A 26,075-nucleotide genomic window follows, 5' to 3' on the forward strand; every position below is an offset into this window, starting at 1 on the left:
TTAGTTTGCTATGTAGTCTGTTTCTTGTTCTGGGTTTTCTTCTAGTTCTTGTGGCTGTACTTTTAGGTCTCCTAGGAATTCTTCCTGTATTAGCCGGACTTTTTCGTCGTTTTCAAGGTGTAGCATGTGTTTGAATTTTTCGATTTTTTCTTCCCTGTCTTTTTGTTCTATCAGGTCGTCGAAGTTTATTTCTTCGTCCGATTCTGTGGTTATCTTGTCTTTTATTGAGCCTAGGAGCTGGTTTAGTTTCTGTGTTAGGTCTTCTTCATCCATTTCAAATTCTTGGTCCATTTCGGCTCTCCTTTCTCGGCGTTCGTCTCTGCGCTGCTTTACTTCTACAGCATCTTCCAAGGCGCCTTTTAGTTCGTCTAGGCGCATTCTTCTCTTCGGCTTCTGCTTTACAGGGACTTCCAGATCAGGTCCGTCTTTGATCTCTATTCTTTCCGTGTTTTCTTCCATGAGTTCTTCTTGCATCATTTCTTCGTCTTCGAATGCCATTGGGTCTTCTTCTAGTTCTTGGTCTTCCTCTTCTGCTTGTTCGAATTCAAGTGCCTGTGTTTTCATTTTTAGAAGGGCTGCGCAGATGCGGATGGCTTTTGCAGGTACGGAGAGGTCGTATTCTTGTAGTTCGGAGAGGTATTGTCTGTATCTATCGGCTAGAACTGTGATATCTATTTCTTGTGGGGGCATATCGGCTGTTAGGAAGTCTATGGTTTCTTCCCATGGTTCTTCTGCTATTTCTTCAACCTTGACTTGGTCCATTATTTTTTCATCTCTGTGGCTTCCTCCTCCTTAAAGTCCCCCGTGTACATTGTTTATGCCGTCAGAAGGTTTAAAGACTATCGTCTTATCCTACATTTCGTCTAGTTCTATGCTTCTCATCTGGCTGACTCCTTCGCGCATCGATACTCCGTAGGCTCGGTCTGCGTGTCTGACTGTGATGTCGTTGTGGCTGATGACGATGAACTGGTTGTCGTCCGCGTACTGTTTTAGTATCTCCGACAGTTTCTTGGAATTAGTTTTATCCAGTGCGGCATCGATTTCGTCCATGATGTAGAAGGGGCTTTCCTCGTATTCTAGGATAGCGAACACGAAGGCTATTGCTGTCATAGTTTTCTCTCCACCGGACAATGCTTGTATGATGTGTGGGTCTTTCTTTGGAGGGGCTGCACGAATCTTCAGTCCTTTTGTGATGTCGTCGTCTTCAAGTATCAGTTCTCCGTTTCCGCCTCCGAATAGCTCTGTGAACAGTCTTGAGAAGCTTTCCTGAAGATCCTCGAGTGTGTCCATGAATCGCTCTCTCTTCTCCTGCTCGATCTCCTCGATCATGTCCTCTATCTCCAGCTTCTCCTGCCTGATTTCAGAGACCTTGTCCTTGAACTCGTCGAACTCCTCTTTTTTCTGCTTGTACTCTTCTATCGCCCGCATGTTGACAGGACCCATAGAGTTCTGCTTACTGACAACACTTCTCTTCTTTGATTTCAGGTCTTCGGGCGTAGAATCCAGGCCGATCATCTCATCCTCATCGAAATCGTATTCTGATTGATCTTCTTTCACATTCTCCAGCTCAGCCTTCAGGTTAGCCTTCTTGCTTCCAACTTCGTCAACTTTGGTCTCCAGCTTCTGTTGTTCGCTGTAAAGCTCCTGTCTCTCACTTCTTAGATCGTCAAGCTCTTCTCTCAGTTCTTTCTTCTCCTGCTGCAACTCTTCATCAGTCTCTTCCTCCTCTTCTTTACGCTCTTTCATCTCCTTAAGCTCTGCAATATCCTTTCTTAAGTCTTCAATCTCTTCCTCTACTTCTTCCTTCTCCTTCTTCTTTTCCTCGGGGTCCAGTGACTTAGAGAGTTTCTTACTTTTCTTTCCTTTCTTTTTCTTCTTTTTACCTCCGCTCATTGCTCCTCCACGACTCATTACATCGCCGTCCAGAGTGACAACGCGGACGCCGTCAATATTCTTTACTGAGTCAAGGTCTTCCGCAATTAAAGTATCTGAAAAGACATAGTTTACCGCTATATCGTATTTGTTGTTGTAGTTCACAAGGTCTGCTGCGTATCCGATCACTCCTTTCTTCTTTTTTGCCATCTTTGACTTAGCGGATCTGTTTCTGTCTTTCAGCTTGTCCATCGGCAGCATCCGCGCCCTTCCAATATTCTCCCTTTTCAAGTAGTTAATCGCGTCAGTAGCAGTCTGAGCATCCTCAACCACGACATCGTTCATGTGACCTCCGGCAGCAGTATCGATAGCCACAGCGTACCGGTTATCAGCAGAGATCAAGTCTTCGAAGGCGCCGTGAATCTTATCGTTGTCGAGTTGGAGCACTGATTTGACGGCTCTCTTCTTGTTTCCGCCTCCACGGTTCTTCATCTTCTTCAAATCTTCGATCTGGTCCTTCAAGTCGTTTATCTTGTCTTTCTTGTTTTCGATTTTTCCTCTCTTCTTTTCTATACGGTTTTCGAGGTGCTGGATGTCATTGTTTCCTCCCATCTGCTCCTCTATTTCTTCTATCCTGTCTTGCTTCTCATCGATTTTCTCATCAATTTCGTCTAACTCGTCTTCTAGCTCTTTGATTCTTTCACGCTGTTCAGAGACATCTGTGTTGATGTTTGCAAGTCTGTTGGAGAGCGCTCTTTTTCTGACTTCCAAGGTTGAGGCTTCGAGCTTCTCTTTCCTTTCTTCTAGTTCTCTGTATTTTATTGCTAGTTCTTTTTCTTCCTTCAGTTTTTCCAAGTGATCTTTCTTCTCGTTTAGTATGATTTCCTGTTCCTGGAGTTTTTCCTCTACTTCTTGCAGTTCTTCCTCTGCTTCGTCTTTTTTCTCGTCGAATTCTGCGACTCCTGAGAGTTCGTCTACTACTTTTCTTCTTTCTTTGTCGCTTTGCTCGACTATCTCTGTTACTTTTCCCTGTCGGACGAAGTGGTATCCGTCTGGGTCGATGTTTGCCTTTCTGGCTATCTCATCTATCTTGCTTCTTTTGCAGTTGCTGCCTTGAAACTTGTACATCGAGGATCCAGCTTGAGTAACTTTACGACCGACTTTAACCTCTTCAACCTCCTGTCCTTCTTCCAGAAACTCGTCAAATATGCCGGAAGAGTTGTCCAGTGTAATAGTTACTTTGGCATGGTCTGCCTGGCTGCGATTCTCTCCACCATTGAAGATCAACTGGGTTAACTTCTCGGCACGAAGGCTAGAGCTTCTCTTACCGAAAACAAAGCTCATAGCATCTATAATATTAGACTTTCCGCTTCCATTCTCTCCTACAATTGCTGTAAGTCCGTTGTAGAAAGGTACAGCAGTTTTTCTCTGAAAACTCTTGAATCCTTTGCTTGTTACCTTGTTAATCTTGGTTTCCGCACCGTAATCAGGCTCTTCAGTCTCTTCCTCTAGCTGTTGCTCAGTCATATATAGAATAAAAATGGTCTGTCTGAGATTAAAAAACAAGGGTGCCACACACCTCAACATGGAAAAAGCCTTCATCTTCCACGGAACAGGAGCATCAAGAGATGACCACTGGTTTCCATGGTTAGAAGAGAAACTGGAAGAAAAAGGAGTAGAAGTCTGTCGTCCCGACTTTCCAACACCAGAAGGCCAGGAACTGGAAAACTGGCTTGAAGTTCTGGACAAACAAGAGATAGAGATTGATAAGGATACAGTTTTAATTGGTCACAGTCTCGGAGCAGTCTTTATACTAAACATTCTCAACAGGAGAGATCTCGACATCGAAGCAGCGCACCTTGTATCGGCCTGGACAGGACTACTACCCAACGAACAGTTCAACGAATGGAACTCAACTTTCCAAGATGCCGATTTCGACTTCGAGAAAATCAAAAGGTCTATAGGTGAAATACATCAATTTCATTCTGCCTCTGATCCTTATGTTCCTTTGGAGAAGGCTGAAGAACTAGCTGTAAATCTAGAATCTAATCTGCATCTGAAGGCTGATGCAGGACACTTTAACACTGATTCAGGTTATACAGAGTTCCCAGATCTCTGGAAAATGATAGAAGAAAAATAGGAAGTATTTTTGTTTTATTAGGCTACAGGCTGCTGATAATCTTTCTCAAGCATTTCGTCTATGTAATCCTGGCCTTCATCAGTCAGTTTGTATGTATCTGCCGCTATTTCCCTAAGTAGTCCTTTCTCTAACATCTTCTCCGTTGATATATTAACTGCTGAATAATTGTGTCCTGTTAATCCATCTTCTCCATAGAGCTCATCTAGATGCCCTATATTTCCCCTTTTCTCCGAGAGAGCTTCTGCTATATCCTGGACTGCTTCAGGAAAAAGATGGGAAACAGATTCCTGCACCACAATTCACCTAAGGCTCCAGCCTGTCTGGAGTTCTTGGGAATAGGATTGCTTCTTTGATGTTGTCTAGTTCGGCAACCTGTTTAACCAGGCGATCTAGTCCTAGTCCGTATCCTCCGTGTGGCGGCATTCCGAATTTGAAAGACTCTAGGTAGAAGCTTATGTCTTCTGGGTCGATTCCTTCTTCTTCGACTTTTCTCATTAGGCGGTCTGGGTCGTGTTCTCTCTGTCCTCCTGAGACTAGTTCTAAGCCTTTGTAGAGCATGTCGAATCTTCTGCTCTGGTATTCGTCTTCTTCTCTTGCTTCTCCATAGTAGAACTTTTCTCCGGGGTATCCGACGATGAATACTGCTGGATGTCCCTGTTCTATGAAGTGTTCGCCGAGAAGCTGCTCTCCTTCTGTGTCCAGGTCTCCTTCATCCTCTGGACTGTGGTCGTACTCTTCTCTGAGGATTCTTCTTGCTTCCTCAAACTTGATTCGTGGGAAGTCGTCTTCAGGGATTTCTAGGTCGATGTCTAGGACTTCTAGGTCGTCATCTGCTCTTTCCTTGGTTTCTTTTAGTGTGTAGCGAAGGCTTTCTTCTACTACATCCATTACATCGTGCTGGTCTTCGATGAAGGCTAGTTCGACGTCGAACATACTGATCTCTGATACGTGTCGGCTTGTTGCGAACTCTTCAGCCCTGAATGCTGTTCCTGTCTTGTATACTTTGTCGAATCCGGCTGCCATCAGCATCTGCTTGTAGAGCTGTGGGCTTTGGCTTAGGAATGCTTCTTGGTCGTAGTAGATTACTGGGAAGAGTTCTGCTCCTCCTTCTGCACCCATTTTGGCGATTGTAGGTGTTTCTATGTCGATATATCCTTCTTCATCGAACCATTCCTCCATTGACTGTACTAGATGGCTTCTCAGTGAGAAAATCGCGTGTACTTCTGGCGTCCTCAAGTCGATGAAGCGGTTGTCTAATCTAGTTGAAAGGTCGGAGTCGATGTCTTTGGAGATATCCATCGGCAATGGTGACTCTGCTTCTCCTACTATTTCCAGGGATTTCGGTACTAGTTCTCTGTTGCCTGGTGCTTGGTCTGTTTCAGTTACTTCTCCTTTTATGTGTACCAAGTCTTCTTTCCCGACTTCTTGGGCTTTGTTGAACAGTTCCTCGTTTCTATCTTCCTTGAATGTTGCCTGGATCTGTCCTTCTCTGTCCCTGACGACTATGAAGGTGATTCCTCCGAGGTCTCTGATTTCATGTGCCCATCCGGCGACGGCTACTTCTTCGCCGTCGTCTTCTGGCGTAATATCATGAGTATAGATTCTTTCAATCATAATTAGTTCACATTTTGATTTTCTGGTTCAAACTTTTATTCCCACTAGGTCCGATTTAATTGTCTTCATCCGAGTTCTACAGTGCTGTACCTAAACTGCAGAAACTTATTTAACGCTTGTAATACATTTATTTGATAGAGGTATTATTTATGGATACTTTGGCTGTGAAGGTTCCTGAAGGGCAGAAGAGAAAACTTGGTGAAATCGCTGAGGAGGAGGGATATCCAAACACCTCGGAGTTTGTAAGGGAGATGATTCGTGAAGAGATCAACAAGAGAAAAGTCCTCAGACAGGAATTTGTAGAGGAGATTGAGGAAAGGGTTGAACAGGTAGAAAATGGAGAAATCAGCTTGGAAGATATGAAGACAAACGAAGAGTTGAAGAGCTAAAAACTGGTTTTAGGAAATGGCTGAAACAGTTTACTGGCATCCGCAAGCACGGATAGATCTCGAAAAATTATCTCAGAAAAAGCAGGACCTCATAACTGAGAGAGTAGGCGAATTTAGCAGAGAAGGAACAAGTTACAAGCACTTCGGCAGAGTAACTGTGCAGGAAAATAGCTTCGACAAGTTCAAAATAAAGGCAAAAGAGACTGAACCTTTCGAAGTAAATCAAAGAGTTATAATAGATCGATATCAGAACTCATGGATTATCTGGGGAGTAAAACACAGAGAAAATGTCTATGAATCAGAATTTGTCGAAGAAATAATGGAAAGAGAATATTGAAACCAAGACTCAATCTCAGTGAGTCTTCCGCATTCAGTAATAGGTTATGTTCAAAAAATCGCTCCTGTAAAAACTAAATCATGACTATAAACAAGACACAACTTAAAGAGAGAATCAAGGAGGACGATTTGATAAACAACTTCATCGACCTAGAGAACCAGTTACAGCCCGCGGGATTCGATGTAACTGCTGCTGAAGTCCACAGGTTTGAGGAAGCTGGTCAACTCGACTTCTCAAACAGTGAAAGAGAAATACCGGATACAGAAGAAGTCAAACCGGTCAAGAAAGATGAGGAAGATGATTATGGCTGGTGGAATCTGGAACCAGGAGCCTACAAAGTAGTGATGAACGAAAGAGTCGATATACCGGAAAACTTTATCGGGGTGGCTCATCCAAGAAGTTCTCTGCTACGTATGGGGTGTACAATTGGCAACGCTTTATGGGAGCCAGGGTACACTGGTCCGGGAGAGTTTGTCTTGATTGTTCAGAATCCTGAGGGCGTCGAGATTAAGGAGAACGCCCGTGTCAATCAATTGACTTTCGAGGAAATTGATGAGACAGAAGGTTATGATGGAGTATACCACGAAGGATAGCTAGTATTTTTGGTGATGATGAGAGTTACACTTACTGACCCTGGTAACGGGGAGTGATGTACAACGAACACCTCTGAACCAACTAGTTTTCACTTTTCCCTTGCACCGGATTTTTTAATAACAACCAAGTTCCAAAACAGTCTATGCCTGATCAGGATCAACTCTATGTAAAACTAGAAGGTCATGAAGACCTCCGCCAGGAACTCCACAGCATCAACCACATCGTCAAAAATGTCGAAGAAGCCAGCCAGGTCCTCGAAGAAATCCGCAGCGTCAAACAGAAGACTATTCAGAACATACAAGAAAATATACTGGAACTAAATCAACGCATAGAGAACATCCACAGCGAAATGCCAAATGTAGAAGACCAAGAACTATCCGCAGACATCTCACCTAGCCAGAACAGCTCAGATGGAAACTCCGAGACAGGAGAAATCGACCAAAGCGTCAACCAGTTGCATGATCAGTTGCAGACACTGAAAGACGAGCTACAAGAACTGGACTAATTTCTATTTCTGAGCTTTGAAGTATAGGGTACTCACATACGGTCTTTCATCTTCTATTATCCAGGATCTTCCTGTCTCTAACTCATTGAAATGTGTTTCGAGTTGTTCTTCATGGCTTTCCTGTCTCATCTCTGAGGTTAGATATGCTAGAGCTCCGGTTTTTCTGAACTGCATCATTTGATCGGGTCGCAAGGGGCGGTACATTTTGATATCTCCAACAAAATATCCTTCTGGTTTTAGAACTCTCTTTACTTCATCTATTACTTCTTCTGAAGATTCTTCATCGAAGTTATTGAGAAATCTGCCAGCAGTCACTATATCAACTGCTTCATCATCAAAAGGTAGTTTTCCAGCATCTGCCAGCACAAACTCTCTTCCGGGCTCGTTTCCATCGTAGACAGGGTTTTCGACACCATGTCCGCAGCCAACTCCGTTAACAGGATAATTTCTGATGTCTAAACCGTAACTTTCAGAAATATCTAACATTTCTTCAACATCTTCAGCACATGGAGATCGAGGTCCGGTACCAAGATCCAGATGGTGCCCCTTTCTTCCACTTCAATATCCTCCAACAGATCTTCGAAGCTATAGTTATCGGAAAAACTGGTATGTTGGTTCAGCTTTCGATGTGCAAAGGGGTAGCTCATTCCTGTTACCCATGCACTCCAGCCGGCCCAGAAAATTTCTTCCATGCTGCAGAATTAGTTTAAATTGTTATATTAGAAACTGAGTAAGTGCCGGGGACAAGATTTGAACTTGCGAACCCCTGCGGGAATGGATCTTGAGTCCATCGCCTCTAACCCTCCAAGAGTTTTCCTGTGAGCTCAGTGGAGATTGGCCACTTGGCTACCCCGGCATTTAGTATGATGTCTTGAGGGGTCTAAGTGTTAAGTAGCTAGGATGTGTGGGCTTTTATTGGGTTTACTGTTTTGATGAATTTGTCGATGTCCTTCATTGATACTTGTACTTGGTGAGGTCCGCCGTCGACAGTTTTTATATTTAGAGTTAAGCACATTTCTCTGAAGTCTTCTAGAAGGGGTTCAGAGTAGTTTTTGAATATTATTCTCTTGTAGCATCTATTTTTTCTTTTGTCATTGTATATTGATCCATCTGTGTCTATTAGGCCTTTGACGCACCTTCTACAGAATTTCTCTGACTTTTTGATCCAGTTTGGAATGGATACTTGTTTTTCAGTCTTGTGGCCGGGTTCTAGCCCTATTTCTTGGAATTTTTCTACAGCATCTTTGCTGTGGATGACTATTCTCACACAGTTGCCTTGTTTCTTGTATGTTTTGGCTTCCAAACCAGTTACTTCTTCTAATAGATTTCCTGAGTTTTCGATTATTTCTTCCTCATCTTTGTTCAGTGTAATCGAAACAAAGTAAGTTGAGGTATTTCTACTGTTGTTTCGTCTGGATCTATACTGTATATGCCCATCTCCAAGAATTAAGCCACATAGTTCAGCTAGATCGCCATTTTTAGTAAAATTGGCTATTTCTTTTGAGCCGTATCGATCATCAGAAACTAGTTCATGGTTAATTTCCCTATCCGCAATTTCCAATAACTTCTCAAAGGATTCCAAACTCATTTTGTGGTCTCGGTAAAGACAACTGTCTATTCTGGTGCCTATTTCGTCCGATATTTTAGCATTTGTATACCCTGAATTTCTCAAGTCTTCAACTGCTGCCTTAAGATCTGAGTTATCGCATTTGACTCTGGAGGCAGCCATAGAATACTATTTAGCTTTCAAAATTAAAATCTGATTGTTTTTCTTTCGCCTGTTTTGCTGGGGTCTGGGTTGATTAGTTTGTAGGCGTGGTCTTGTATTTCTGCGAATTTGCCGCATCTGGGGCATTTGGTGTATCCGTTGTGTTCTCCGTCGTGCGTGTTTTGGTATCCGCAGCTACAGTTTACCTGTGTTTCCAGGCTGTCGACATCGAGGTCGACTCGTTCAAGAATTGTGCCGCGTGCAAAGTGTTGGAATAGTGCTTGGAACTGGTGGGGTTCGCACAGTTTTTCGTTTACTTTGATCTCGGCTTTTCCGTTTGTGGATAGTCGGGATAGGTCCTGCATCAGTCCGATCAGTGCGTTGCCGACTTTTTCCATTTTTTGTGTATGCCTCGAATCAAAGTTCGCTCCCCTCTTTATCTAACTGTGGCTTCCCCCGAAGCCCTATTGATGTACTTTACAACAATGGTTTAAATTATGTAAGCATGGTTACACTAACCTGCAATCTATGGGCAGAGACATCCGGAAATGGCTGCAAAAATTCGAGAAGTCTTGGAAATCGCAGGATGTTGAATCTGTTCTCGAGCTTTTCACTGGGGATGTCGTGTACTACGAAACTCCGACTCAGAAACTTGAAAGTAAAGATGAAATACGGGAGGAATGGGAAGGTATTGAGAGCCAGAAGGATATTGAATTAGATTTTGAGGTTTTCTCCGCCGATGAGGAAAAGTTTACGGTAAAATGGAGTCTTTCATACTTCCAAAATGGAAAACAGAGGGATTTGAACGGTATCTATCTGATCGGGTTGAATAAGGAGAATAAGTGTTTTGAGTTCCGGCAGTACTGTCAACTTGAGTAGTTTTGTTCTGCCAGTGCTATTGCGCCTTTAACACCTATGTTTTCGATTTCAGTAACCTTCATTTCCGGTTCTGGGTTTGCTGAAAGATACTTTACACGCTTCATTATCTCCTCCATAAACTCAGGATGCTTCTGAGCTATCGTACCTCTAAAAGTAATTAACTCAGGAGCGTATGCGTTGACTACATTGGCCACGCCTACAGCATTGATATGGGCTAACTCATCAATACAGTCCTCTGCCACTTCATCGTATTCTTCAGCCTTCTCCAACATTTCTTCCAATGTTATATCTTCTTCACCGTGTTTGCCGGTTTTCTTTTTTGCTTCCGTATGCCTAGTGTCTTTCCTAACTATTTTCTCGATTGTTTCAGGCAGCTCCTTTCCCGAACACAGATCCATCCAAGTCAATCCTTTCTCATAGTCTAGTACTATGGAGCCTGCAGCAGGCATTCTGTTTCCACTACTCAACAGCTTGTTATCGAAGTATACGCCTGCTCCAATACCGCCCCACATATTGACAGTAGCTAAATTATCTACATCCTGTTCCCCATGCTTTTTCTGACCTATAACAGCAGTATTGCAGTTAGCCTCCAATGAAACAGGAATACCAAAATTTTCCTCTACTTCATTGAAAGAAATCTCATCTAGATACTTTGAGCATGTCATCTCCTTCTCTTCCTTGTCAACGATGGCGGAAACCCCGATACCCACACCATCTATCTCCTCTGCGTTATATTCAGAGTCTTCAATAAAATCACTTACCAGTTCCAAAAACCCATTTACGGACCAGTAATCACCGGTCCTAATCTCGTCGACATTAACTAAGTTTTCAGAGTTTCCTATACCAATTCTAGTAATCTTAGCTCCGATATCCACTCCTAAAAATACATTTTCCATCATAATTGAAACTAATAACACCTATGAACTTATGTAGGATATTACAGAGAAGTAAACATGTTGGCAGCATGCCTAAATCACCGTAATATGGAGATATTAGCCTTATTTAGAACTTTTAAGTTGCTTGTGCCTTCTTTATAGGCTTTATAATTGTTTTGCCTACAATCAATGTAATAAATAGACATATTTTTAATTCTGGCTATATAAGACAGTACTATGGATAAGCCAGATTTTGGAAAAGAGTCTTTGGCAGAGTTTGTCGGCATTATGCTTGGTGATGGTTCCATAGCCGAGTATAAATGCTCTGATGGTTCTGGAGAGATCAAGATTCAGCGTGTTGTGAAAGTTACTATATCTAAAGACGAACAGGATTATGCAGATCATATATCGGGGCTTTACCAGGAGCTCTTCGATATTGAGCTGCGCAGACATGAAAAGAAGAGTGAGAATACCTTGGATGTCAGATGTTTCCAGAAAGAACTTTTCGAATTTATGACGGAGGAAGTAGGTCTTAAGACTGCTCCGAAGAAAGGTAGAGCAATGGTTCCCGACAGATATACTCGGGAAGAATTGTCAAGTCATCTGCTTAGAGGACTCTTCGATACAGATGGAAGTCTCGTTCTCACGGATAATAATGGAACGCTCTATCCACGCCTCGAAATTAAAATCTCACAGTCTCCAATGCAAGACCAAGTTACAGAACTTCTGGAAGACAAAGGATTTAGATTCGGGAGTTACGACTGCGGTAACGGCAAGATTAGAATACAGATGAATGGCAAAGGTCAACTTCAAAAGTGGCAAGAAGAAATAGGATTCAACAACCAAAGACATTTAAGCAAGTTAGAAAGGATTTGAAAAGTGTTTAGCGGGGCGTGGATTTGAACCACGGACCTCCGGGTTTCTCAGATTCTCAAGGTAATTCACTGTGGAGTGTTTCCTATGAGCCTTTCGCGGTAATCCGTACAAAGCGGAAAAACCTCGACGAGCACTCCTGGCTGCTCTACCCCGCTGTCTCTGTATCAAGTACAATTGGCGTTCACTCTTTTAAACTATCCATCTCGTGAATGTGGAAGGACTAAAAAGGTCTGCAGAAAACCCTTCTTTCTATGACTGAGAAAAAAGTAGTAGGTATTGACGAGGCAGGTAGAGGTCCTGTAATCGGATCTATGTTTATTGGTGGCTTCATGGTTGAAGAGTCCAGGTTGGACGAGGTTGAGGGTCTCGGTGTTAAGGATTCTAAGAAACTCAGCGACAAGAAAAGAGAAGATTTAGCTGAAAAACTGAGAGAAGTGGGGAAGCCTTTCCTCAAAGAGATTACTGCTTCTGAGATTGATGATTTGCGTGAGGTTATGTCTTTGAATGAGATTGAGATTCAGGGTTTTACTGATGTGATTGAGCGTAGTGATGCGGATAAAATTATAGTTGATTTGCCGGAGCCTGATGGTGACAGGTTTATCAATAAGATGAAGAGAGAATTGCCGGCCAGTTTTTCGGATAGGGAGTTTATTGCGGAGCATGAGGCAGATGATAATTTTCCGATTGTTTCAGCAGCATCCATCATTGCGAAATCAGCCCGTGAGAATCATGTCGATGAGTTGAAGGAAAAGTATGGTTATGATTTCAAGTCAGGTTATCCTCATGACAAGCCGACGATCAACTTCCTAGAGGATTACTTGGAGGAGAAGGGCGAGTTACCGCCGGAGACCAGGTTGAGCTGGAGTACGGCTGAAAGGATTGTGAAGGAGAACAGTCAGAAGAGTTTCGACGAGTTCTAAAAAACTGACTCACCGATAATCAATTATGAAAGTCGAAGCCGAAATCACGGATAAAGGGCTGAAAGTTTTCGAAGAGGAAAAAGCCGAGGAAATCCACGAAGAGAAATACTACGGAAAAATCCTGGAAGATGAAACACTTCAACTCTCGCCCTGCGAAGCACTTCACCTCATGGAAAGAGATGTAGAATTTGAGATAGAAGGAGAAACACTTGAAAGACAGGAAGCTTACGAAAAATTCTGCGAAATCGACGACGAATTCTCCTACAAATACCCAGCCTACTCAGATCTCCGTGAAAGAGGCTACATCGTAAAATCAGGCTTCAAGTTTGGTGCACACTTCCGAGTATACCCCAGAGGAGTCAATCCATACAAAGACGGCGACAAAAGAGAAAGAGAACACACAAAATATGTCGTACACGCCGTACCCGAAAACCACTCAATGAGCTTCCCAGAAATGAGCCGAGCAGTCAGGTTAGCTAATAATATTCGTGCAGATATGCTCTGGGCAGTAAATGACACAGAAGACCAAGTAACCTACTACCAAGTCGACTTCAAAAGGCTTTAAAATTTTTAAGCCTCATTAGTGGTTGTGTCAGTTAATCAGCTAAACTATCCGGTTCGTTCAGATAATCCAAATAGGAAGAGATCTCGATTTTGGAAAGGTATGGGTTTAGAAGCAGGTCATCCTGATGACCTCGCTACTATTTCTGATTCTTTGCTCAGGGCGCCTGTAGTTCGTTATAATGAAAATGGTTATCTTGTAAGAACTCCTGGTTCTGGCCAGAAGGCAGAAGGTAAGATTAGTTTAGCTGCCGCTAGGAAAGTCCTGGGTGCAAATGTTTCCGAAGAAGATGAGGTTGTAGTTAGGTTGCTTGAAGCAGGGTCCTCGCCTGAAAGTGCTGAAACATATGATGCAACTTTAGAGGTGTACCAGCTTCCTGATAATCAAAGGGAAAGCATTCCTGATAGTATTGAAGATCCCTTAATGATACAAAAAACTCCGGATGGATTTGAGTGCGGTAAAAACTACGATTTCACGGTTCTACATCATGGCTCAGGAGAGTATATAGTAGCGGATCCTGAGAGCATCAAGAGAACATCAATTGAAAGATAACTAGTAGCCTAAAGGATTGAAGGCTGAGCTTCTTTTCTTATGTTTCTCCTGTAGTTTCTTCCCGAAGTAAAGTCCTATTGCTAGTCCTGCTAGATGTGCGCTGGATGCGAATCCACCGAGGACGGGCAATCTGATGCCCGCTAGTATTGCGATTAAGTTGATGAGTTCTAGACCTGCGAATAGTCTGAATGCGGTTTTTATTTTCATTGGGATGATGAAGTAGAGCAGGACTTCTGCTTTTGGGTAGAGCATTGCTACTACGCTGAACATTGCTATAACTGCGCCGGATGCTCCGACTGCTGGTGCCAGTGAAATGTTTCCTGCTATCGGTCCGTGAATTAAGTAGAGTAGGTTTCTGAAGATGATGTATCCAATGCTTGATCCTATCCCTGCTATCAGGTAGATTTTCAGCATTTCTAGTCCGCCGACTGCTCTTTCCACTGCTGTTCCAAAGAAGTAGAATGTTATCATGTTGGCTGCGATATGTATGAAGCTGCCATGGACTAGCATCACTGTGAGTATTCCCCATGGGGCCGTCAGCAGTGTCTTATCTAGCACATTTCCTATTCCGAGTTCCTGCGTTGCCTGATTGGTGGCATTGACAGCGGTCTCGGTGAGTGCGGGTGAAAGGGTGAGAAAGTTTCTGAATGCAGGAGAAGCTTGATGTAGCAGGAATGAAGCTACGGTCAATCCAATTACAACTAAGGTAATATTGTTTCTAAGTATTCTTTTTGTCTCATTCAACATGCTAGGTTTCTGATACTGCTTCTCAGGTTTCTTCTTATCTTTGAATTTGTCATCGAACCATTTCTGGTCTTCTTCGTCCTCTGAGTCACTAGAAGTGGAATATTCTTCCTTTTTACCGGATTCTAGGCCGTTGCAATCATGTTTTTCTGGCAGCCGGTGCTCGGAACAGAACTTTCCTCCGCAGTAGCGGCAGGTAAAGCTCATTGACTGCTTTCCACACTCAGAGCACTCTACCATACAACCAACTTATCAGACATCTTTTTTATCAACCGGCATAGGAAAAAGAAGAAAAAGAAACTCAGGAAAGCTCCTCAGCAAGATCTGAAACCTCAACTCTTTCCTGCTCTGTAGAGTCACGATCTCTGACAGTCACAGTCTCAGGTTCTTCCTCCAAAGTCTCGTAGTCAACTGTGATGCAGACAGGGGTTCCGACTTCGTCTTGTCTTCTGTAGCGGCGACCGATGTTTCCTGTATCGTCGTATTTGACTGAGAATCCTTTGTCTCTCAGCATGTCAGCTACTTCGCTGGCTTTTTCACCTAGACCTTCTTTATCCATCAATGGGAAGACTGCTACTTCTGTAGGTGCCACTTCATCGCTCATATGGAGGACTGTTCTTTCCTCATCCTCTACTTTGTCCTCATCATAAGCATGAACAAGGACAGTATAGACGATTCTGTCTACGCCGAATGATGGCTCAGCAACATGTGGAGTGATGTGTTCACCAGATTTCTTCACTTCTTCAACGCTGAAGTTGCATTTATCGGAAGGAACACTGAACTCCTCGCCATCAACTTCAACAGCTACTTCGTCCTGTCCAAAGACTTCAGGATCTTCTTCAGCTAGATTCTGTAGTCTTTCTACTATTTTTCCTGCTTTGTTGCCGAACTCTGGTCCTAGGTAGCCCATGTCAGGATCTACTTTGGCTTCCTCAACTATCTCGGGCTCGTCGTACTCTTTGAAAATTGTGAAGTCTTCCTCTGAGTGCTTTCCGTGTTTAGTTAGGTCGTAACAGCCTCTGTAGCTGAAACCGGAGATTTCAAGCCAGTCTTCTTCGTCTGAGTCACCTATATCGCTTTCTGCGTCCCAGCAGTCGGTGGAGTAATGCGCTAGCTCATCTGGGAGATGCTGTCTGAACCTGAAACGGTCCATGTCGACGCCGATGCTCTCGTACCACTGCTTGGCGTATCCGAGGTAGTAAGCGATCCATTCGGACTCAATCACATCCTGGTCAATTGCCTCTTCGACCGTTAGGTAAAGGTATTCTCCGTCTTCTTTCTGCTGCTCGCTGACAGGGTATAGTTTAAGCTCGATATCCTTCACTTTCTCGATATCAGGACTGTCTTCTTCGGGGTCGATGAAGTGTTCGAGTTCTGCCTGGGTGAATTCTCTGACTCTGACAAGCCCTTGTCGTGGCGAAATCTCGTTTCTGTAGGCCTTACCGATCTGTGTGATGCCGAAGGGCAGCTGGTTCCTCATGTACTCCTTGAAACGAGGGAACTCAGTGAAAATACCCTGCGCTGTCTCAGGTCTTAAGTAGCCTGCGTTGCTGCTTCCTGGTCCGATATTCGTCTCGAACATCAGGTTGAAGTCATTAACCTTTTCTCCAGCCAGATCTGCACCGCAGCTTGGACATTTCAGGTCGTGATCTTTGAAGAGGGACTCAATTTTCTCCTTTGAGAATGCTTCAGCTTCTTCGATTTCTGTATTATCTTCTACTATGTGGTCGGCTCTACTGGATTTGCCGCATTCTGGGCATTCTATTATCATGTCGTCGAAGCCGTCCAGGTGTCCTGAAGCTTCAAATACTGCTTCAGGCATCACGGTAGGAGCCTCTATCTCTCTATGCCCTAGTTCTCTGGAGAATGTCTGTCTCCAGCTGTTTTCGATGTTTCTCTTGAGTTCTGCGCCTTCGGGTCCGAATGTTTGGAATCCTGCGACGCCTCCGTAAGCCTCAGCTGTCGGAGAGTAAAATCCTCTTCTCCTCGCCAGCTCAGCCACTTTCTCACTTAAATTATCCATAGAGAAACCACCGGTCTGGAAATTTTTATAGCAGAAGCTGTGAAAGGTTTTGAGAAGTTGCAAATACTACTCCATGACTGCCGATTCAGGCAGCCCAAAACATTCACCGGTCATTGGTAATTTCTCATTCTTAATCAATTCTTAAGTTTTCTTTCCTGTTTCTGGTTGGAATCATTAAATACGAGAGAAGTATTACTTCGTAATATGCAGTCGCTGGATGATATCGATCTTGAAGGTGAGAGAGTAATTCTCAGAACTGATCTAAATCTTCCTGTAGAGGAGGGAGAGCCTCAGAAAACAGTAAGATTTGAACGGTACTTGGAGACAATTGAGGAGCTCAGTGATAGAGGGGCTAAAGTAGTTGTTGTGGCTCATCAAGGTCGTCCGGCGAGAAAGGACTTTCTTTCACTTGAAAAGCATTCTGAGATACTTTCAGACTCTCTGGGGAAGGAAGTGAGTTTTGTTCCTAGCTTTTTCGGACCTGAGCTTGGTGAAACTGTGGCAAGAATGCAGGAAGGTGGTGTAGCGATGCTGGAGAATATCCGTTTCCTGTCGGAGGAGCTGCAGAATGCCTCTCCTGAGAGACACGCCAACGATTTCTTCGTTCAAAGAATTTCCAAATACTTCGATATCTATGTTGACGACGCCTTCTCTGCCGCTCATCGAAGCCATGGCTCAATGGTAGGATTTACAGAGAAACTGGATTCCTACGCAGGACCTATAATGGAGAAAGAGCTGGAAAGCTGCTCAAAGATACGAGAAGAGTTTGACAGCGGAGTACTTGTCCTAGGAGGAGAAAAACCGTCTGATCTTACGGGTATAATCAATGAACTAATTGGATCAGTAGATAAAGTACTGCTCGGCGGTATTCCAGGCGAGTTAGCTTTAATCGCTGAAGGAAAAGATCTAGGTGAGAAACAGGACTGGATTGAGGAGAAAGGTTTAGACTCCAAAAAAGAGGAATTGCTTGAACTGATTGAACAACACGAGGAAAAATTCTTGCTGCCTGAAGATGTGGCAACGGACTCCGGAAACTATGAAGTCGGTGAAATATCACAGGAAGAGATGACCTGGGATATCGGAGAAACTACTGCCGAGAAGTTTGCCGAAGAAATAAGAAATGCCGATGCAGTAATGATGAAAGGACCCATGGGTGCCTTCGAAGAACATCCGGAGGGAACACAAAAAGTAGTCAACGCAATAGCAGAAAACAACGGATTCACGGTTTTGGGCGGAGGTCACACATCCTCACTGGTGCAGAGATTCGACCATGAACTAGATGAGTTTTCACATGTCTCAATCGCAGGAGGAGCATTCGTCAGGTTCATGAGCGGTGAAAAACTGCCTGCAGTAGAAGCACTGGAAAACTAACTTAACTCTTTCTCTTTAAAACCTAACCATGGCTCAGAAGGGTGGACGCTTTTGGAACCCAGTATCTCATTAACTCTTTGAGTCATAGCTATCTACAGATTTCTTCACTACTTAACCTGTCTTGGCGTTGAGAAACTCTTTTCATTGGTGTAAATGTATTTTCCCATTTTTGAATATACTTTTCTAGTCCTAGCTGTATCTTTAACCTTTCTTATGTCTTAAGGACCTTTTTAAGCTTTCTGTAGCAATACGTGGTTGCGTGATTAGAATGATTGAAGGTTTACCTGACGAAGATGTGTATGCGGAAGCCCAGCAGGGTGGACGCGTTTGGAAACAGCCTTGAGATAGAAGTATATCAAAATCCCGAAAGTTTTCTCGATGAGAATCCTGGAGCTGAGAGCCAGCTTGTTGATGTTGCTCAGGATGCTTTCTCTAAAGACGGTGTCCCTACTGAGGAGGATGCCGAAGACCATCTCCGTGTTCCGCTTTTAGTTACTGCTAAGGATGAAAGCGGAGAGTGTGTTGGTTTTTCAGCAGTTTCTAGAGAAGGCGACATGGTTTATGAGGAAGGACTTGCTGTGAGAGACGATGAGGAACACGATTTTCACGGCAGCTGTGTCGGCAGCACTCTATTGAGCAGAGGAGTTATGGAGATGGCAGAAGGTGAAGAGGTACTAGGTTACCGGACACAGAATCCCAACATGTATGCCTGTGCCGACAACTGCTTTAATCTGGAACCAGCTCCCGATGAGGAAATAGAGATGCTGGATGAGATACAGGAACTCGGTAATGAGGTAGATCCAAGCAAAGAAATGGATGGGGCGGTTATGAGAAAAGCATACGCTGACATCTATGACGGTGGAATGTACTCCGGAGTACCTGAAAACAAAGAATTCCAAGAATTTATGTATGGAGAAGACGGTCTAAATATGAACTTTGAAGACGGAGACGCACTAATCGTCGCCGGGGAAGTCTCGGAGACGGAGGCAGCCCACAGCATGGCTTCAGCGGCAAGAGCCTCCGACTACGAATTCCATGAAAACGGAGAGAAGATAGCATGAAACAACCAGAAGAGCTAACAAAAGATCTAATTAAATTCCAGACAATAGAAGGAAACACTGAAGAAGTAGAGAAATGCCTTGACTACATAGAAAACCAGTTCAGCACCGGATTCAAATTTGAACAATTTGAAAAAGAGGGAGAGAAGTCTCTCCTAATTTCTCGAGGTGAGAATCCCCGAATTCTTCTTCACGGGCATATAGATGTGGTAGGGGCTGACGAAGAAATGTTTGAACCTGAGGTGAAGGAAGGAAGAATTCATGGACGTGGCGCTGCTGACATGAAATCCGGCGTAGCTTGCATGATGAAGGTTCTAAATGAGGGAGAAAAAGAAGGAGTCGCATTACTCTTGACTTCAGATGAGGAAAGAGGCGGGTTCAACGGAACAGGACATGTAATTGAAGAAAAGGATTTGAATCCTGATATCGTTATTTCGGCGGAGCCTGATGACTCTGGAAACTTTCCTTCGATTGTAACTGAACAGAAAGGTGTTTTACAGCTGGAGATAACTATTGAAGGAGAATCTGCCCATGCATCAAAACCTGAGAAAGGCGAAAATGCAGCTGAAAAACTGATGACTAAGTATGCTGAGATAAAAAATCTTTTTGACAGTAAAAAGGATTTTCCAACCACCTTGAATCTTGGAAATATTGCGGTTGAGGGTCCGGTCAATAAAGTACCTTCTTCCGCAAGTATGCAGCTCGATATAAGGTTCTCTGCCAGTTATCCGAAGGAAGAAGTTCTCAAGGATATTAAGCAGATATCTGGGATAGATACAGAGGTTATGGCAGAGGCACCTATGATGCAAAACTCACGAGATGACAAGATGATTCGCAGATTAATGGCGGCGGCTGAAAAAGCTTCAGGAGAACAAGCTGATCTCAGGAAGGAGAACTTTGCCAGCGACATGCGCTTCTTCACAGAGAAAGATATTCCAGCAGTATGCTTCGGACCAGAAGGATACAAACTTCACAGCAAAGACGAGTATGTCGAAACGGAAAGCCTGAAAACCTACTGTGAAATCTTGAAAACATTTCTGAATAACGGGTTATCTAGGTGAACTAGGAAAATGGATTCAAGATTCAAGTCTTCAGACTCTCATCCGGGTGTAGCTTTCACCAGTAGTTACGCCACAGTGTGTGAAGAAGGAGAAAATGGCAGAGTTTACAGCACCTTCAACAGTCTGAACTCTCTTGAACAGTATCTCGAAGAGAATGCAGTAGAGGCAGTGAGGATAAATCAGGTAGAAGAACCAGAATCCAACTTGCTGGAAGTCTTCGATGAAAAATACGCAGTTAAACCTACACGAACTGAGAATGTAAGAGCTGTTCTATACGGTGAAGAGGAAGCTGTCCTTTTTGGATCGGAGGACATCCTAGAATGAAACTAACTATTTCAAACTCCCGAAGAAAAATCAAACAAGAGGTAAACTAAAAATGCCAGATATAGATCCTTGGGGCGATGTAGAGGTAGGAGACTACTCAGAGAAAATGGAAAAATTCGGGATAGAACCTATAGAAGAAATAGCAGACAGATTGCCGGACCACAGGTTTATCCGCAGAGGAATAGTCTTTGGTCACAGAGGTCTAGACGACTTCTTGGATGCCAGAGATGAAGGCAACGAGTTTGCAATGATGACAGGTATCATGCCTTCAGGAGTTTTCCACTTCGGCCACAAATGTGTCGTTGATCAGATCAAGCTGTACCAGGAAATGGGAGCACAAGTCACGATCGCTGCTGCAGACATCGAAGCATATAATACAAGAGAGATGAGTCTGGAAGAATCCAGAAAACTTGTGGTAGAACAGTATCTGAAGAATTATGCAGCTCTGGGCATCGACCTAGAAGAGGTTGATTTCTACTTCCAGAGTCAGGCAGGAAACAATCACCTGGCTAGAAGCAAAATGTTTGGAAGATACCTTACTCAGAACGAGGTAGAGGCAACTTATGGAAACGCAGATCCAGGAAAGATTTCCTCGGCTCTGACGCAGTATGCAGACATTCTTCGACCGCAATTCAAAGAAAATGGAGGTCCTAAACCAACTGTTGTGCCTGTAGGAGTAGATCAAGATCCTCACATCCGACTAACTCGGGAAGTAGCTCGAAAGTATCGTGAGCAGGACTTCGTTAAACCGGCTTCAACCTACAACAAGTTCATGAGAGGTCTTCAGGGAGGAAAGATGAGCTCCTCTGATCCAAAAAGTTATATCGCATTGACTGATTCAGTTGAGGACGCGAAAGATAAGATTGATCAGGCAAAGACAGGAGGCCAGGACTCGCTTGAGGAGCACAGAGAGAAGGGCGCTGATGTCGAAGAAGACATGGTATTCGAACTGCTTGCATTCCATTTAATCGAAGATGATGGGGAGCTTCAGAGAATTAGAGAAGAGTACGCTTCTGGAGAAATGCTCTCTGGAGAGCTTAAGCAAATTGCCAAGGAGAAGATTGAGGAGTTCTTGGTTGAACATCAGAGGAAGAGAGAGGAAGTCGCTCCACAGGTTGAGCAGTATATTGAGGAGAACTTTGAGTTCGACATCTGAAAAACTGGTTTAAATCCGTTTTCTTAATTCTTCTTCATGTTACCAGAGTTGATTTTGCGGGAAGAGCAGGCTGATAATTTTCCTTTATTGTTTGTGTTAGGTGTTGTTTCTTCTGCTGCAGGGTTTTTCGCTGCCAAGGCATTGTTTCCTTCTGAAGTTTCTGTTTTAAGCGTGGTTTTTGCCTCTATCCCACTGGTTTATCCTTTAGCCACCAAGTTTTTGGAAGATGAGAAGGCTGAAGGAGAGTCCTATCTAGAGGAAATAAAGATCTACCTTTCACTGTTTGCTGGAGAGGCTGTAGGCTTCACGATGATCGGGCTTTCAAGACCTGATATGCTGACGCTTCAGGCTCAGGTAGCAGGTATCTCAGGTATGGCGACTCAACCAGTATCCTTCATGTCGATCTTCATGAATAATATGATGGTATTCTTTGGAATATTGGCTGTCTCCGCGGTTATAGGTTCTGCAGGGGCTTTTATCCTTGTTTGGAATGCCTCAGTTCTTGGAAAGTTCTTCGCATCTCTTCTATCTAGGCTGGATGGAATCGAGGTTTTAACAGGTAGTTCCCAAGCTGCTACGCCTATAGCTTACATCCCGCATGCTACATTGGAGATGACAGGATTTATCCTAGCAGGTATCTCTGGTTCGATGATTTCGGCCGCAGTCTACCGAGAACACTTTGATTGGGAAACATGGGATCACCTGGTTAAGCTGGTGCTTATTGGTTTTGCCTGTATCCTGGCAGGGGCTTTGCTGGAGACAGCGTGAAACCTATTTAAAATTCGTTTAGATACCTAGCTTGTGAGACTTTCCAGCCAAGCAATCCGCGTACTAGAAAAACTCAAGCAAAGCGGAGAAAAATCAGTGACAGAATTCGAAGAAGAAGGCTTCGACCAAGCAACAGTCAATAGAGCTCTTCTAGAACTAGAAGAAGAAAACTTGGTCAAGACAGAAGAACAAGAAGAAATAATCCAGGAAATAACAGAAAAAGGAGAAAAAGTTCTGGAGAACGGATCGCCAGAACACAACATTCTTGAACAGCTTGACTCTGGCATTACTCCAATCTCAGACCTTACAGGCAACACAAACATCGGTGTCGGAAAAGCCAAGCAGAAAGGCTGGATCGAAATCGACAACGGAAAAGTCTCAAAAACAGATAAAGGAGAAAACATCGACATCGACCCAGTAAAGGAAAAACTGGAGAATGAAAACTTCGATGATGAACTAGGAGAGCGAGGACTTATCAGCTCAGAGCCTCAAAAAACAAAGACGCTTTATCTAACTGAAGAAGGCGAAAAAATAGATATAGAAGAGATCGAAGAAGACTTCAATGTCGAAGCCCAGGCGGAAACACCTACTACTGGTAAAAAACATTATTACAAGGAAATTCTTCGTTTTGCACGGCAGACATGGCTGGAAATGGGCTTCGAAGAAATGGAAGGAAACTATGTAGTTCCAAGCCTCCTAAACTTCGACGCACTTTACACGCCACAAGACCATCCAGCAAGGGAATTACATGATACATTCTTCGTTGAAAACCCTGAGACAGCTGATCTATCAGAGTACGGCGACAAAGTAAATCATATCAAAGAGACGCATGAAAACGGTTGGGAAACTGGAAGCACAGGTTACGGTGGAGACTGGAGCCATGAAGAAGCCGAGAAAAATGTTATCAGGACACATACTACAGCGATTTCAGCCCGAAGACTTCATGATATTGATATAAACGAAGAAGAATTGCCTAAGAAGTTCTTCATCGTAGGCAGAAACTTCAGAAATGAAACAGTAGACAGAACACACCTAGCGGAGTTCTACCAGACTGATGGAATAGTGGTTGGGAAAGACTTGAACTTCAAGAATCTGAAAGGATATATCTCGAAGTTCTTCGAGAAGATGGGGTATGACAAGTTCCGACTTATTCCGAGTTATTATCCTTACACTGAGATGAGTGTAGAGGTCCAGGTCTGGGATGAGGAGGCTGAAGAATGGCTTGGAATGGGGGGAGCAGGAATGTTCCGTCCAGAGGTTGCCAAACCAATGCTTGGATTCGAAGCAAAAGTCCTAGCATGGGGATTAGGAATACCGCGTATAGCATTCATGGCAGCAGGACTTGAAGACATCAGAGAACTCTACAGAAACGACATCGAAATCATAAACGAGACGCCGGTATGGAGACCGGACTGGAAAAGGTGAATGGAGAATGGCAACACTTGAAATTGACAAGAGAGAATTTGACACCCTGGTAAAAAGAGAATTTGAAGACGAAAAACTGATCGAAGAGGCTTCATTCCTCGGAGCCCACTGGCATAGCATCGACGGAAATGTATGTGAGGTTGAAACCTATCCTAACAGACCTGACTTATTGTCTGTGGAAGGCTTAGCCCGTGCATACAGAGGATTCTTTGATATAGAAAAGGGTAGAACAGAATACAAAGTAGAAGAAGGAAGTATTGAAGTCGAAGTAGATGACTCTGTCGAAGAAGTTCGACCACACATTGGTGGAGCAGTTGTCAAGAACTTGGACCTTTCTAAGAAGGTTATCAATGGTTTGATCCAGTTGCAGGAGAAGATGCATCAGACGATGGGCAGGAAGAGGGATAAACTGGCGATAGGTCTTCATGATCTTTCCACGGTAGAAGCTCCGTTCACCTACAAAGCCGTTGAACCTGAACAGGTCTCATTCAAGCCGCTCGAATACGATAAGCATATGCAGCTTGGAGAAATCCTAGATGAACACGAAAAGGGTCAGGAATACGCCTGGATTCTAGATGATGAGGACAGATACCCGATAATTGAAGATTCTGAAGGAAGAGTTCTCAGCTTCCCGCCGATCATCAACAACCAGTTAACAGAAGTTGAAACCGGTACTGAGGACATCTTCATCGATGTAACTGGAAAAGATAAGGATACAGTATTGAAGGCTTTGAATATTTTGACGACTGCATTGGCTGAGAGGGACGGCGATATAGAGTCAGCAACAGTTGATGGCGAAGAACTACCTGATTTAACTCCAGAGGAGATGGAGCTGGATGTAGACTACTTCCAGGATGTCTCAGGTCTAGACCTGGAGAAGTCTGATATTATTGAACGGTTGAAGATGATGAAGTACGGTGCGGAGGGCGGTGAAAATATCCGTGTCGAAGTTCCATGCTACAGAAACGATGTAATGCATCAGTACGACCTGATTGAAGATGTCATAATCGCCCACAGATACACTAACATTGACCCTGAGCTGCCTGAAGTCGATCAAATCGGTCGACAGAAGGAAGTAGAGGATACTGCCCAGGTAGTACGCGATATAATGAGCGGAGCCGGTGCCCTCGAGGCGATGACCTATGTCCACGACAATCGGGAAAATCTTACAGATAAGATCGGTGCAGAAGACGAGGAGTTTGTCAAAGTCGACAATCCAATCTCTGAAGAGTACTCGGCACTAAGAAACCTGATGACTCCTTCCCTACTCGAAGTACTGAAACAGAACAAGCATAGAGGTTATCCTCAGAAGTTCTTTGAAACAGGTAATGTCGCAGTACTCGATGACTCAGCTTCAGGCTCCTCAAACAAGACAAAAATGGTCTATGTACAGATAGGGGAAGAGACAGACTTCACAGATGCCCGAAAAATGCTTCAAGTCTTGGAGAGAGACTTGGGTATGGACCTGGAAGTAAGAGATGGTGAAAAACCGTTCTTCATGGATGCAAGGACAGGAGAAGTAGTTGTCGAAGATGAAAAAGTAGGGTTCATAGGTCAGTTCTCCGAGGAAATCCTGGAGAACTGGGAGCTGGATAAGCCGACAGCAGGATTCGAGCTGGATTTAGAGAAAATAAATGAGAAATTGAAGAAGTAGAGTGTGTGGGCGGATGATGAGCCCTGCGGGACAAACTGCTGTCATTTTGATCAACATAAGCCATGCTCTTCTGAGCATCGCTTTCAGCAGCTAATTTTTGAGTGCTGACGCCCTGTTTTATTCCTCTTCTTCGTCTTCTACTTTTTCGGCTTCTACATCTTTGACATTTTTGTGGTTCTTGACTTCGCTTTCGGTTGGGATTATCAGCCAGGCAGCTATGTAGCCTAGAATTCCTATTTGACCTATTACAAGAAGTAATGTAGCTATTCTTACTAGGGAAGGGTCTAAGTCGTAGACTTCTGCTATTCCTCCGCACACTCCGCCGAGGATTTTGTCTTCTTCAGATCTGTAGAGTCGGTTGTCGCTCATGTATTGGAATGTTTGAACCAGCTTTTTGAGAGTTGTTCTTTATAAACGGGTTATGGCAGATGATACATACGGTATTCCGGCTCTCCTATCTTTCTTCCTGCCTGGTCTGGGACAGATTATAAAGGGACAGGTATGGAAAGGTATAGGACTGATGCTGGGAGCATTTATCAGCGGCTTACTAGCTCTCGTATTGATAGGTTTCCTAATATATCCAATTATCTGGATTTACTCGGTTTACGATGCCTATAATACGCCTGCACCAAACTGATAGAATTTTAATCAAAAAATTAAGGTGAGGA

Annotated in this window: 30 protein-coding genes and 2 tRNA genes; 19 read left to right on the forward strand and 13 right to left on the reverse strand. The window is 43.7% G+C overall.

What is annotated here, in order from left to right:
* Together LC1Nh_RS00830 and LC1Nh_RS00835 are read right to left on the reverse strand one after the other, a co-directional pair.
* A complete protein-coding gene (locus LC1Nh_RS00830; protein WP_153549810.1) occupies positions 1 to 762 on the reverse strand; it encodes a segregation/condensation protein A in 762 nt (253 codons plus the stop codon).
* Between the two features lie 90 nt (positions 763 to 852).
* A complete protein-coding gene (locus tag LC1Nh_RS00835; RefSeq protein WP_217907061.1) occupies positions 853 to 3,399 on the reverse strand; it encodes a chromosome segregation SMC family protein in 2,547 nt (848 codons plus the stop codon).
* A gap of 58 nt (positions 3,400 to 3,457) precedes the next feature.
* Here LC1Nh_RS00835 and LC1Nh_RS00840 point away from each other — a divergent pair, with 58 nt between their 5' ends.
* Positions 3,458 to 4,012: an RBBP9/YdeN family alpha/beta hydrolase gene (locus LC1Nh_RS00840; protein WP_217907062.1), complete on the forward strand. Its 555-nt coding sequence runs from the start codon at positions 3,458 to 3,460 to the stop codon at positions 4,010 to 4,012.
* A gap of 17 nt (positions 4,013 to 4,029) precedes the next feature.
* On the opposite strand, the gene LC1Nh_RS00845 is transcribed toward LC1Nh_RS00840, so the two are convergent.
* Both LC1Nh_RS00845 and aspS read right to left on the reverse strand, forming a co-directional pair.
* Positions 4,030 to 4,305, reverse strand: coding sequence for a hypothetical protein (locus tag LC1Nh_RS00845; protein WP_153549813.1), 276 nt, complete (start codon positions 4,303 to 4,305; stop codon positions 4,030 to 4,032).
* A 10-nt stretch (positions 4,306 to 4,315) separates the two neighbouring features.
* Positions 4,316 to 5,626 carry an aspartate--tRNA(Asn) ligase gene (aspS, locus tag LC1Nh_RS00850; RefSeq protein WP_153549814.1) on the reverse strand — a complete coding sequence of 437 codons (1,311 nt, stop codon included), beginning with the start codon at positions 5,624 to 5,626 and terminating at the stop codon, positions 4,316 to 4,318.
* A 149-nt stretch (positions 5,627 to 5,775) separates the two neighbouring features.
* Between aspS and LC1Nh_RS00855 the strand changes: the two genes are divergently transcribed.
* The 4 genes from LC1Nh_RS00855 (at position 5,776) to LC1Nh_RS00870 (ending at position 7,451) form a co-directional block, all read left to right on the forward strand.
* The gene (locus LC1Nh_RS00855) at positions 5,776 to 6,015 is read left to right on the forward strand and encodes a ribbon-helix-helix domain-containing protein (protein WP_153549815.1); all 240 of its coding nucleotides are present in this window, start codon (positions 5,776 to 5,778) and stop codon (positions 6,013 to 6,015) included.
* Positions 6,016 to 6,031: 16 nt separating this feature from the next.
* The gene (locus LC1Nh_RS00860; protein WP_153549816.1) at positions 6,032 to 6,352 is read left to right on the forward strand and encodes a hypothetical protein; all 321 of its coding nucleotides are present in this window, start codon (positions 6,032 to 6,034) and stop codon (positions 6,350 to 6,352) included.
* Between the two features lie 80 nt (positions 6,353 to 6,432).
* On the forward strand, positions 6,433 to 6,945 hold the full coding sequence (locus LC1Nh_RS00865) for a deoxyuridine 5'-triphosphate nucleotidohydrolase (protein WP_153549817.1): 513 nt from the start codon (positions 6,433 to 6,435) through the stop codon (positions 6,943 to 6,945).
* Positions 6,946 to 7,088: 143 nt separating this feature from the next.
* Entirely contained in the window at positions 7,089 to 7,451 is a 363-nt protein-coding gene (locus tag LC1Nh_RS00870) for a hypothetical protein (RefSeq protein ID WP_153549818.1), read from the forward strand.
* A 3-nt stretch (positions 7,452 to 7,454) separates the two neighbouring features.
* Here LC1Nh_RS00870 and LC1Nh_RS00875 read toward each other — a convergent pair whose 3' ends face one another.
* From LC1Nh_RS00875 to LC1Nh_RS00895, 4 genes are all read right to left on the reverse strand, one after another.
* A complete protein-coding gene (locus LC1Nh_RS00875) occupies positions 7,455 to 7,988 on the reverse strand; it encodes a class I SAM-dependent methyltransferase (protein WP_153549819.1) in 534 nt (177 codons plus the stop codon).
* A 198-nt stretch (positions 7,989 to 8,186) separates the two neighbouring features.
* Positions 8,187 to 8,307 (reverse strand) — tRNA-Leu (locus LC1Nh_RS00885).
* A gap of 39 nt (positions 8,308 to 8,346) precedes the next feature.
* Complete coding sequence (locus tag LC1Nh_RS00890) at positions 8,347 to 9,180, reverse strand: LAGLIDADG family homing endonuclease (RefSeq protein ID WP_153549821.1); 834 nt, start codon at positions 9,178 to 9,180, stop codon at positions 8,347 to 8,349.
* 23 nt (positions 9,181 to 9,203) lie between these two features.
* Entirely contained in the window at positions 9,204 to 9,557 is a 354-nt protein-coding gene (locus tag LC1Nh_RS00895) for a hydrogenase/urease maturation nickel metallochaperone HypA (protein ID WP_153549822.1), read from the reverse strand.
* Positions 9,558 to 9,687: 130 nt separating this feature from the next.
* Between LC1Nh_RS00895 and LC1Nh_RS00900 the strand changes: the two genes are divergently transcribed.
* The gene (locus LC1Nh_RS00900; protein ID WP_153549823.1) at positions 9,688 to 10,038 is read left to right on the forward strand and encodes a YybH family protein; all 351 of its coding nucleotides are present in this window, start codon (positions 9,688 to 9,690) and stop codon (positions 10,036 to 10,038) included.
* Here the strand turns inward: LC1Nh_RS00900 and LC1Nh_RS00905 are convergent.
* Positions 10,026 to 10,934 (reverse strand): ROK family protein, encoded by a 909-nt coding sequence (locus tag LC1Nh_RS00905; RefSeq protein WP_217907063.1) that lies wholly within the window; start codon positions 10,932 to 10,934, stop codon positions 10,026 to 10,028. The genes LC1Nh_RS00900 and LC1Nh_RS00905 overlap by 13 nt on opposite strands.
* 216 nt (positions 10,935 to 11,150) lie before the next feature.
* Here LC1Nh_RS00905 and LC1Nh_RS00910 point away from each other — a divergent pair, with 216 nt between their 5' ends.
* Positions 11,151 to 11,789: a hypothetical protein gene (locus tag LC1Nh_RS00910; RefSeq protein ID WP_153549825.1), complete on the forward strand. Its 639-nt coding sequence runs from the start codon at positions 11,151 to 11,153 to the stop codon at positions 11,787 to 11,789.
* An 8-nt stretch (positions 11,790 to 11,797) separates the two neighbouring features.
* Here LC1Nh_RS00910 and LC1Nh_RS00915 read toward each other — a convergent pair.
* Positions 11,798 to 11,944 (reverse strand) — tRNA-Met (locus tag LC1Nh_RS00915).
* A 96-nt stretch (positions 11,945 to 12,040) separates the two neighbouring features.
* On the opposite strand from LC1Nh_RS00915, the gene rnhB reads away from it, so the two are divergent.
* From rnhB to LC1Nh_RS00930, 3 genes are read left to right on the forward strand one after another with little or no spacing between them, the layout of a single operon-like run.
* The gene (gene rnhB / locus LC1Nh_RS00920; protein ID WP_153549826.1) at positions 12,041 to 12,709 is read left to right on the forward strand and encodes a ribonuclease HII; all 669 of its coding nucleotides are present in this window, start codon (positions 12,041 to 12,043) and stop codon (positions 12,707 to 12,709) included.
* Between the two features lie 25 nt (positions 12,710 to 12,734).
* Complete coding sequence (gene endA, locus LC1Nh_RS00925) at positions 12,735 to 13,274, forward strand: tRNA-intron lyase (RefSeq protein WP_153549827.1); 540 nt, start codon at positions 12,735 to 12,737, stop codon at positions 13,272 to 13,274.
* Positions 13,275 to 13,298: 24 nt separating this feature from the next.
* Entirely contained in the window at positions 13,299 to 13,823 is a 525-nt protein-coding gene (locus tag LC1Nh_RS00930; RefSeq protein WP_153549828.1) for a hypothetical protein, read from the forward strand.
* Here LC1Nh_RS00930 and LC1Nh_RS00935 read toward each other — a convergent pair whose 3' ends face one another.
* Both LC1Nh_RS00935 and glyS read right to left on the reverse strand, forming a co-directional pair.
* Entirely contained in the window at positions 13,824 to 14,807 is a 984-nt protein-coding gene (locus LC1Nh_RS00935; RefSeq protein WP_153549829.1) for a rhomboid family intramembrane serine protease, read from the reverse strand.
* Between the two features lie 61 nt (positions 14,808 to 14,868).
* A complete protein-coding gene (gene glyS, locus LC1Nh_RS00940; RefSeq protein ID WP_153549830.1) occupies positions 14,869 to 16,590 on the reverse strand; it encodes a glycine--tRNA ligase in 1,722 nt (573 codons plus the stop codon).
* Between the two features lie 204 nt (positions 16,591 to 16,794).
* On the opposite strand from glyS, the gene LC1Nh_RS00945 reads away from it, so the two are divergent.
* From LC1Nh_RS00945 to pheT, 8 genes are all read left to right on the forward strand, one after another.
* A complete protein-coding gene (locus tag LC1Nh_RS00945; RefSeq protein ID WP_153549831.1) occupies positions 16,795 to 17,961 on the forward strand; it encodes a phosphoglycerate kinase in 1,167 nt (388 codons plus the stop codon).
* A gap of 299 nt (positions 17,962 to 18,260) precedes the next feature.
* Positions 18,261 to 19,022, forward strand: a complete 762-nt coding sequence (locus LC1Nh_RS00950; RefSeq protein WP_153549832.1) for a hypothetical protein — start codon at positions 18,261 to 18,263, stop codon at positions 19,020 to 19,022.
* Positions 19,019 to 20,080: a M20 family metallopeptidase gene (locus LC1Nh_RS00955; RefSeq protein ID WP_153549833.1), complete on the forward strand. Its 1,062-nt coding sequence runs from the start codon at positions 19,019 to 19,021 to the stop codon at positions 20,078 to 20,080. The genes LC1Nh_RS00950 and LC1Nh_RS00955 overlap by 4 nt, the downstream gene beginning before the upstream one ends.
* A gap of 9 nt (positions 20,081 to 20,089) precedes the next feature.
* Positions 20,090 to 20,404: a hypothetical protein gene (locus LC1Nh_RS00960; RefSeq protein ID WP_153549834.1), complete on the forward strand. Its 315-nt coding sequence runs from the start codon at positions 20,090 to 20,092 to the stop codon at positions 20,402 to 20,404.
* A gap of 52 nt (positions 20,405 to 20,456) precedes the next feature.
* Complete coding sequence (gene trpS, locus LC1Nh_RS00965; protein WP_153549835.1) at positions 20,457 to 21,560, forward strand: tryptophan--tRNA ligase; 1,104 nt, start codon at positions 20,457 to 20,459, stop codon at positions 21,558 to 21,560.
* A gap of 171 nt (positions 21,561 to 21,731) precedes the next feature.
* Entirely contained in the window at positions 21,732 to 22,328 is a 597-nt protein-coding gene (locus tag LC1Nh_RS00970) for a stage II sporulation protein M (RefSeq protein WP_217907064.1), read from the forward strand.
* A gap of 33 nt (positions 22,329 to 22,361) precedes the next feature.
* Positions 22,362 to 23,753, forward strand: coding sequence for a phenylalanine--tRNA ligase subunit alpha (gene pheS / locus LC1Nh_RS00975; protein WP_153549837.1), 1,392 nt, complete (start codon positions 22,362 to 22,364; stop codon positions 23,751 to 23,753).
* 7 nt (positions 23,754 to 23,760) lie between these two features.
* Positions 23,761 to 25,407 (forward strand): phenylalanine--tRNA ligase subunit beta, encoded by a 1,647-nt coding sequence (gene pheT / locus LC1Nh_RS00980; protein WP_153549838.1) that lies wholly within the window; start codon positions 23,761 to 23,763, stop codon positions 25,405 to 25,407.
* Positions 25,408 to 25,524: 117 nt separating this feature from the next.
* Here the strand turns inward: pheT and LC1Nh_RS00985 are convergent, their stop codons facing one another.
* Entirely contained in the window at positions 25,525 to 25,776 is a 252-nt protein-coding gene (locus LC1Nh_RS00985; RefSeq protein WP_153549839.1) for a PspC domain-containing protein, read from the reverse strand.
* A 52-nt stretch (positions 25,777 to 25,828) separates the two neighbouring features.
* On the opposite strand from LC1Nh_RS00985, the gene LC1Nh_RS00990 reads away from it, so the two are divergent.
* Entirely contained in the window at positions 25,829 to 26,044 is a 216-nt protein-coding gene (locus tag LC1Nh_RS00990) for a DUF5683 domain-containing protein (RefSeq protein ID WP_153549840.1), read from the forward strand.
* Positions 26,045 to 26,075: the final 31 nt, after the last annotated feature.

The sequence above is a fragment of the Candidatus Nanohalobium constans genome, assembly GCF_009617975.1.
Taxonomy (GTDB): domain Archaea; phylum Nanohalarchaeota; class Nanosalinia; order Nanosalinales; family Nanosalinaceae; genus Nanohalobium; species Nanohalobium constans.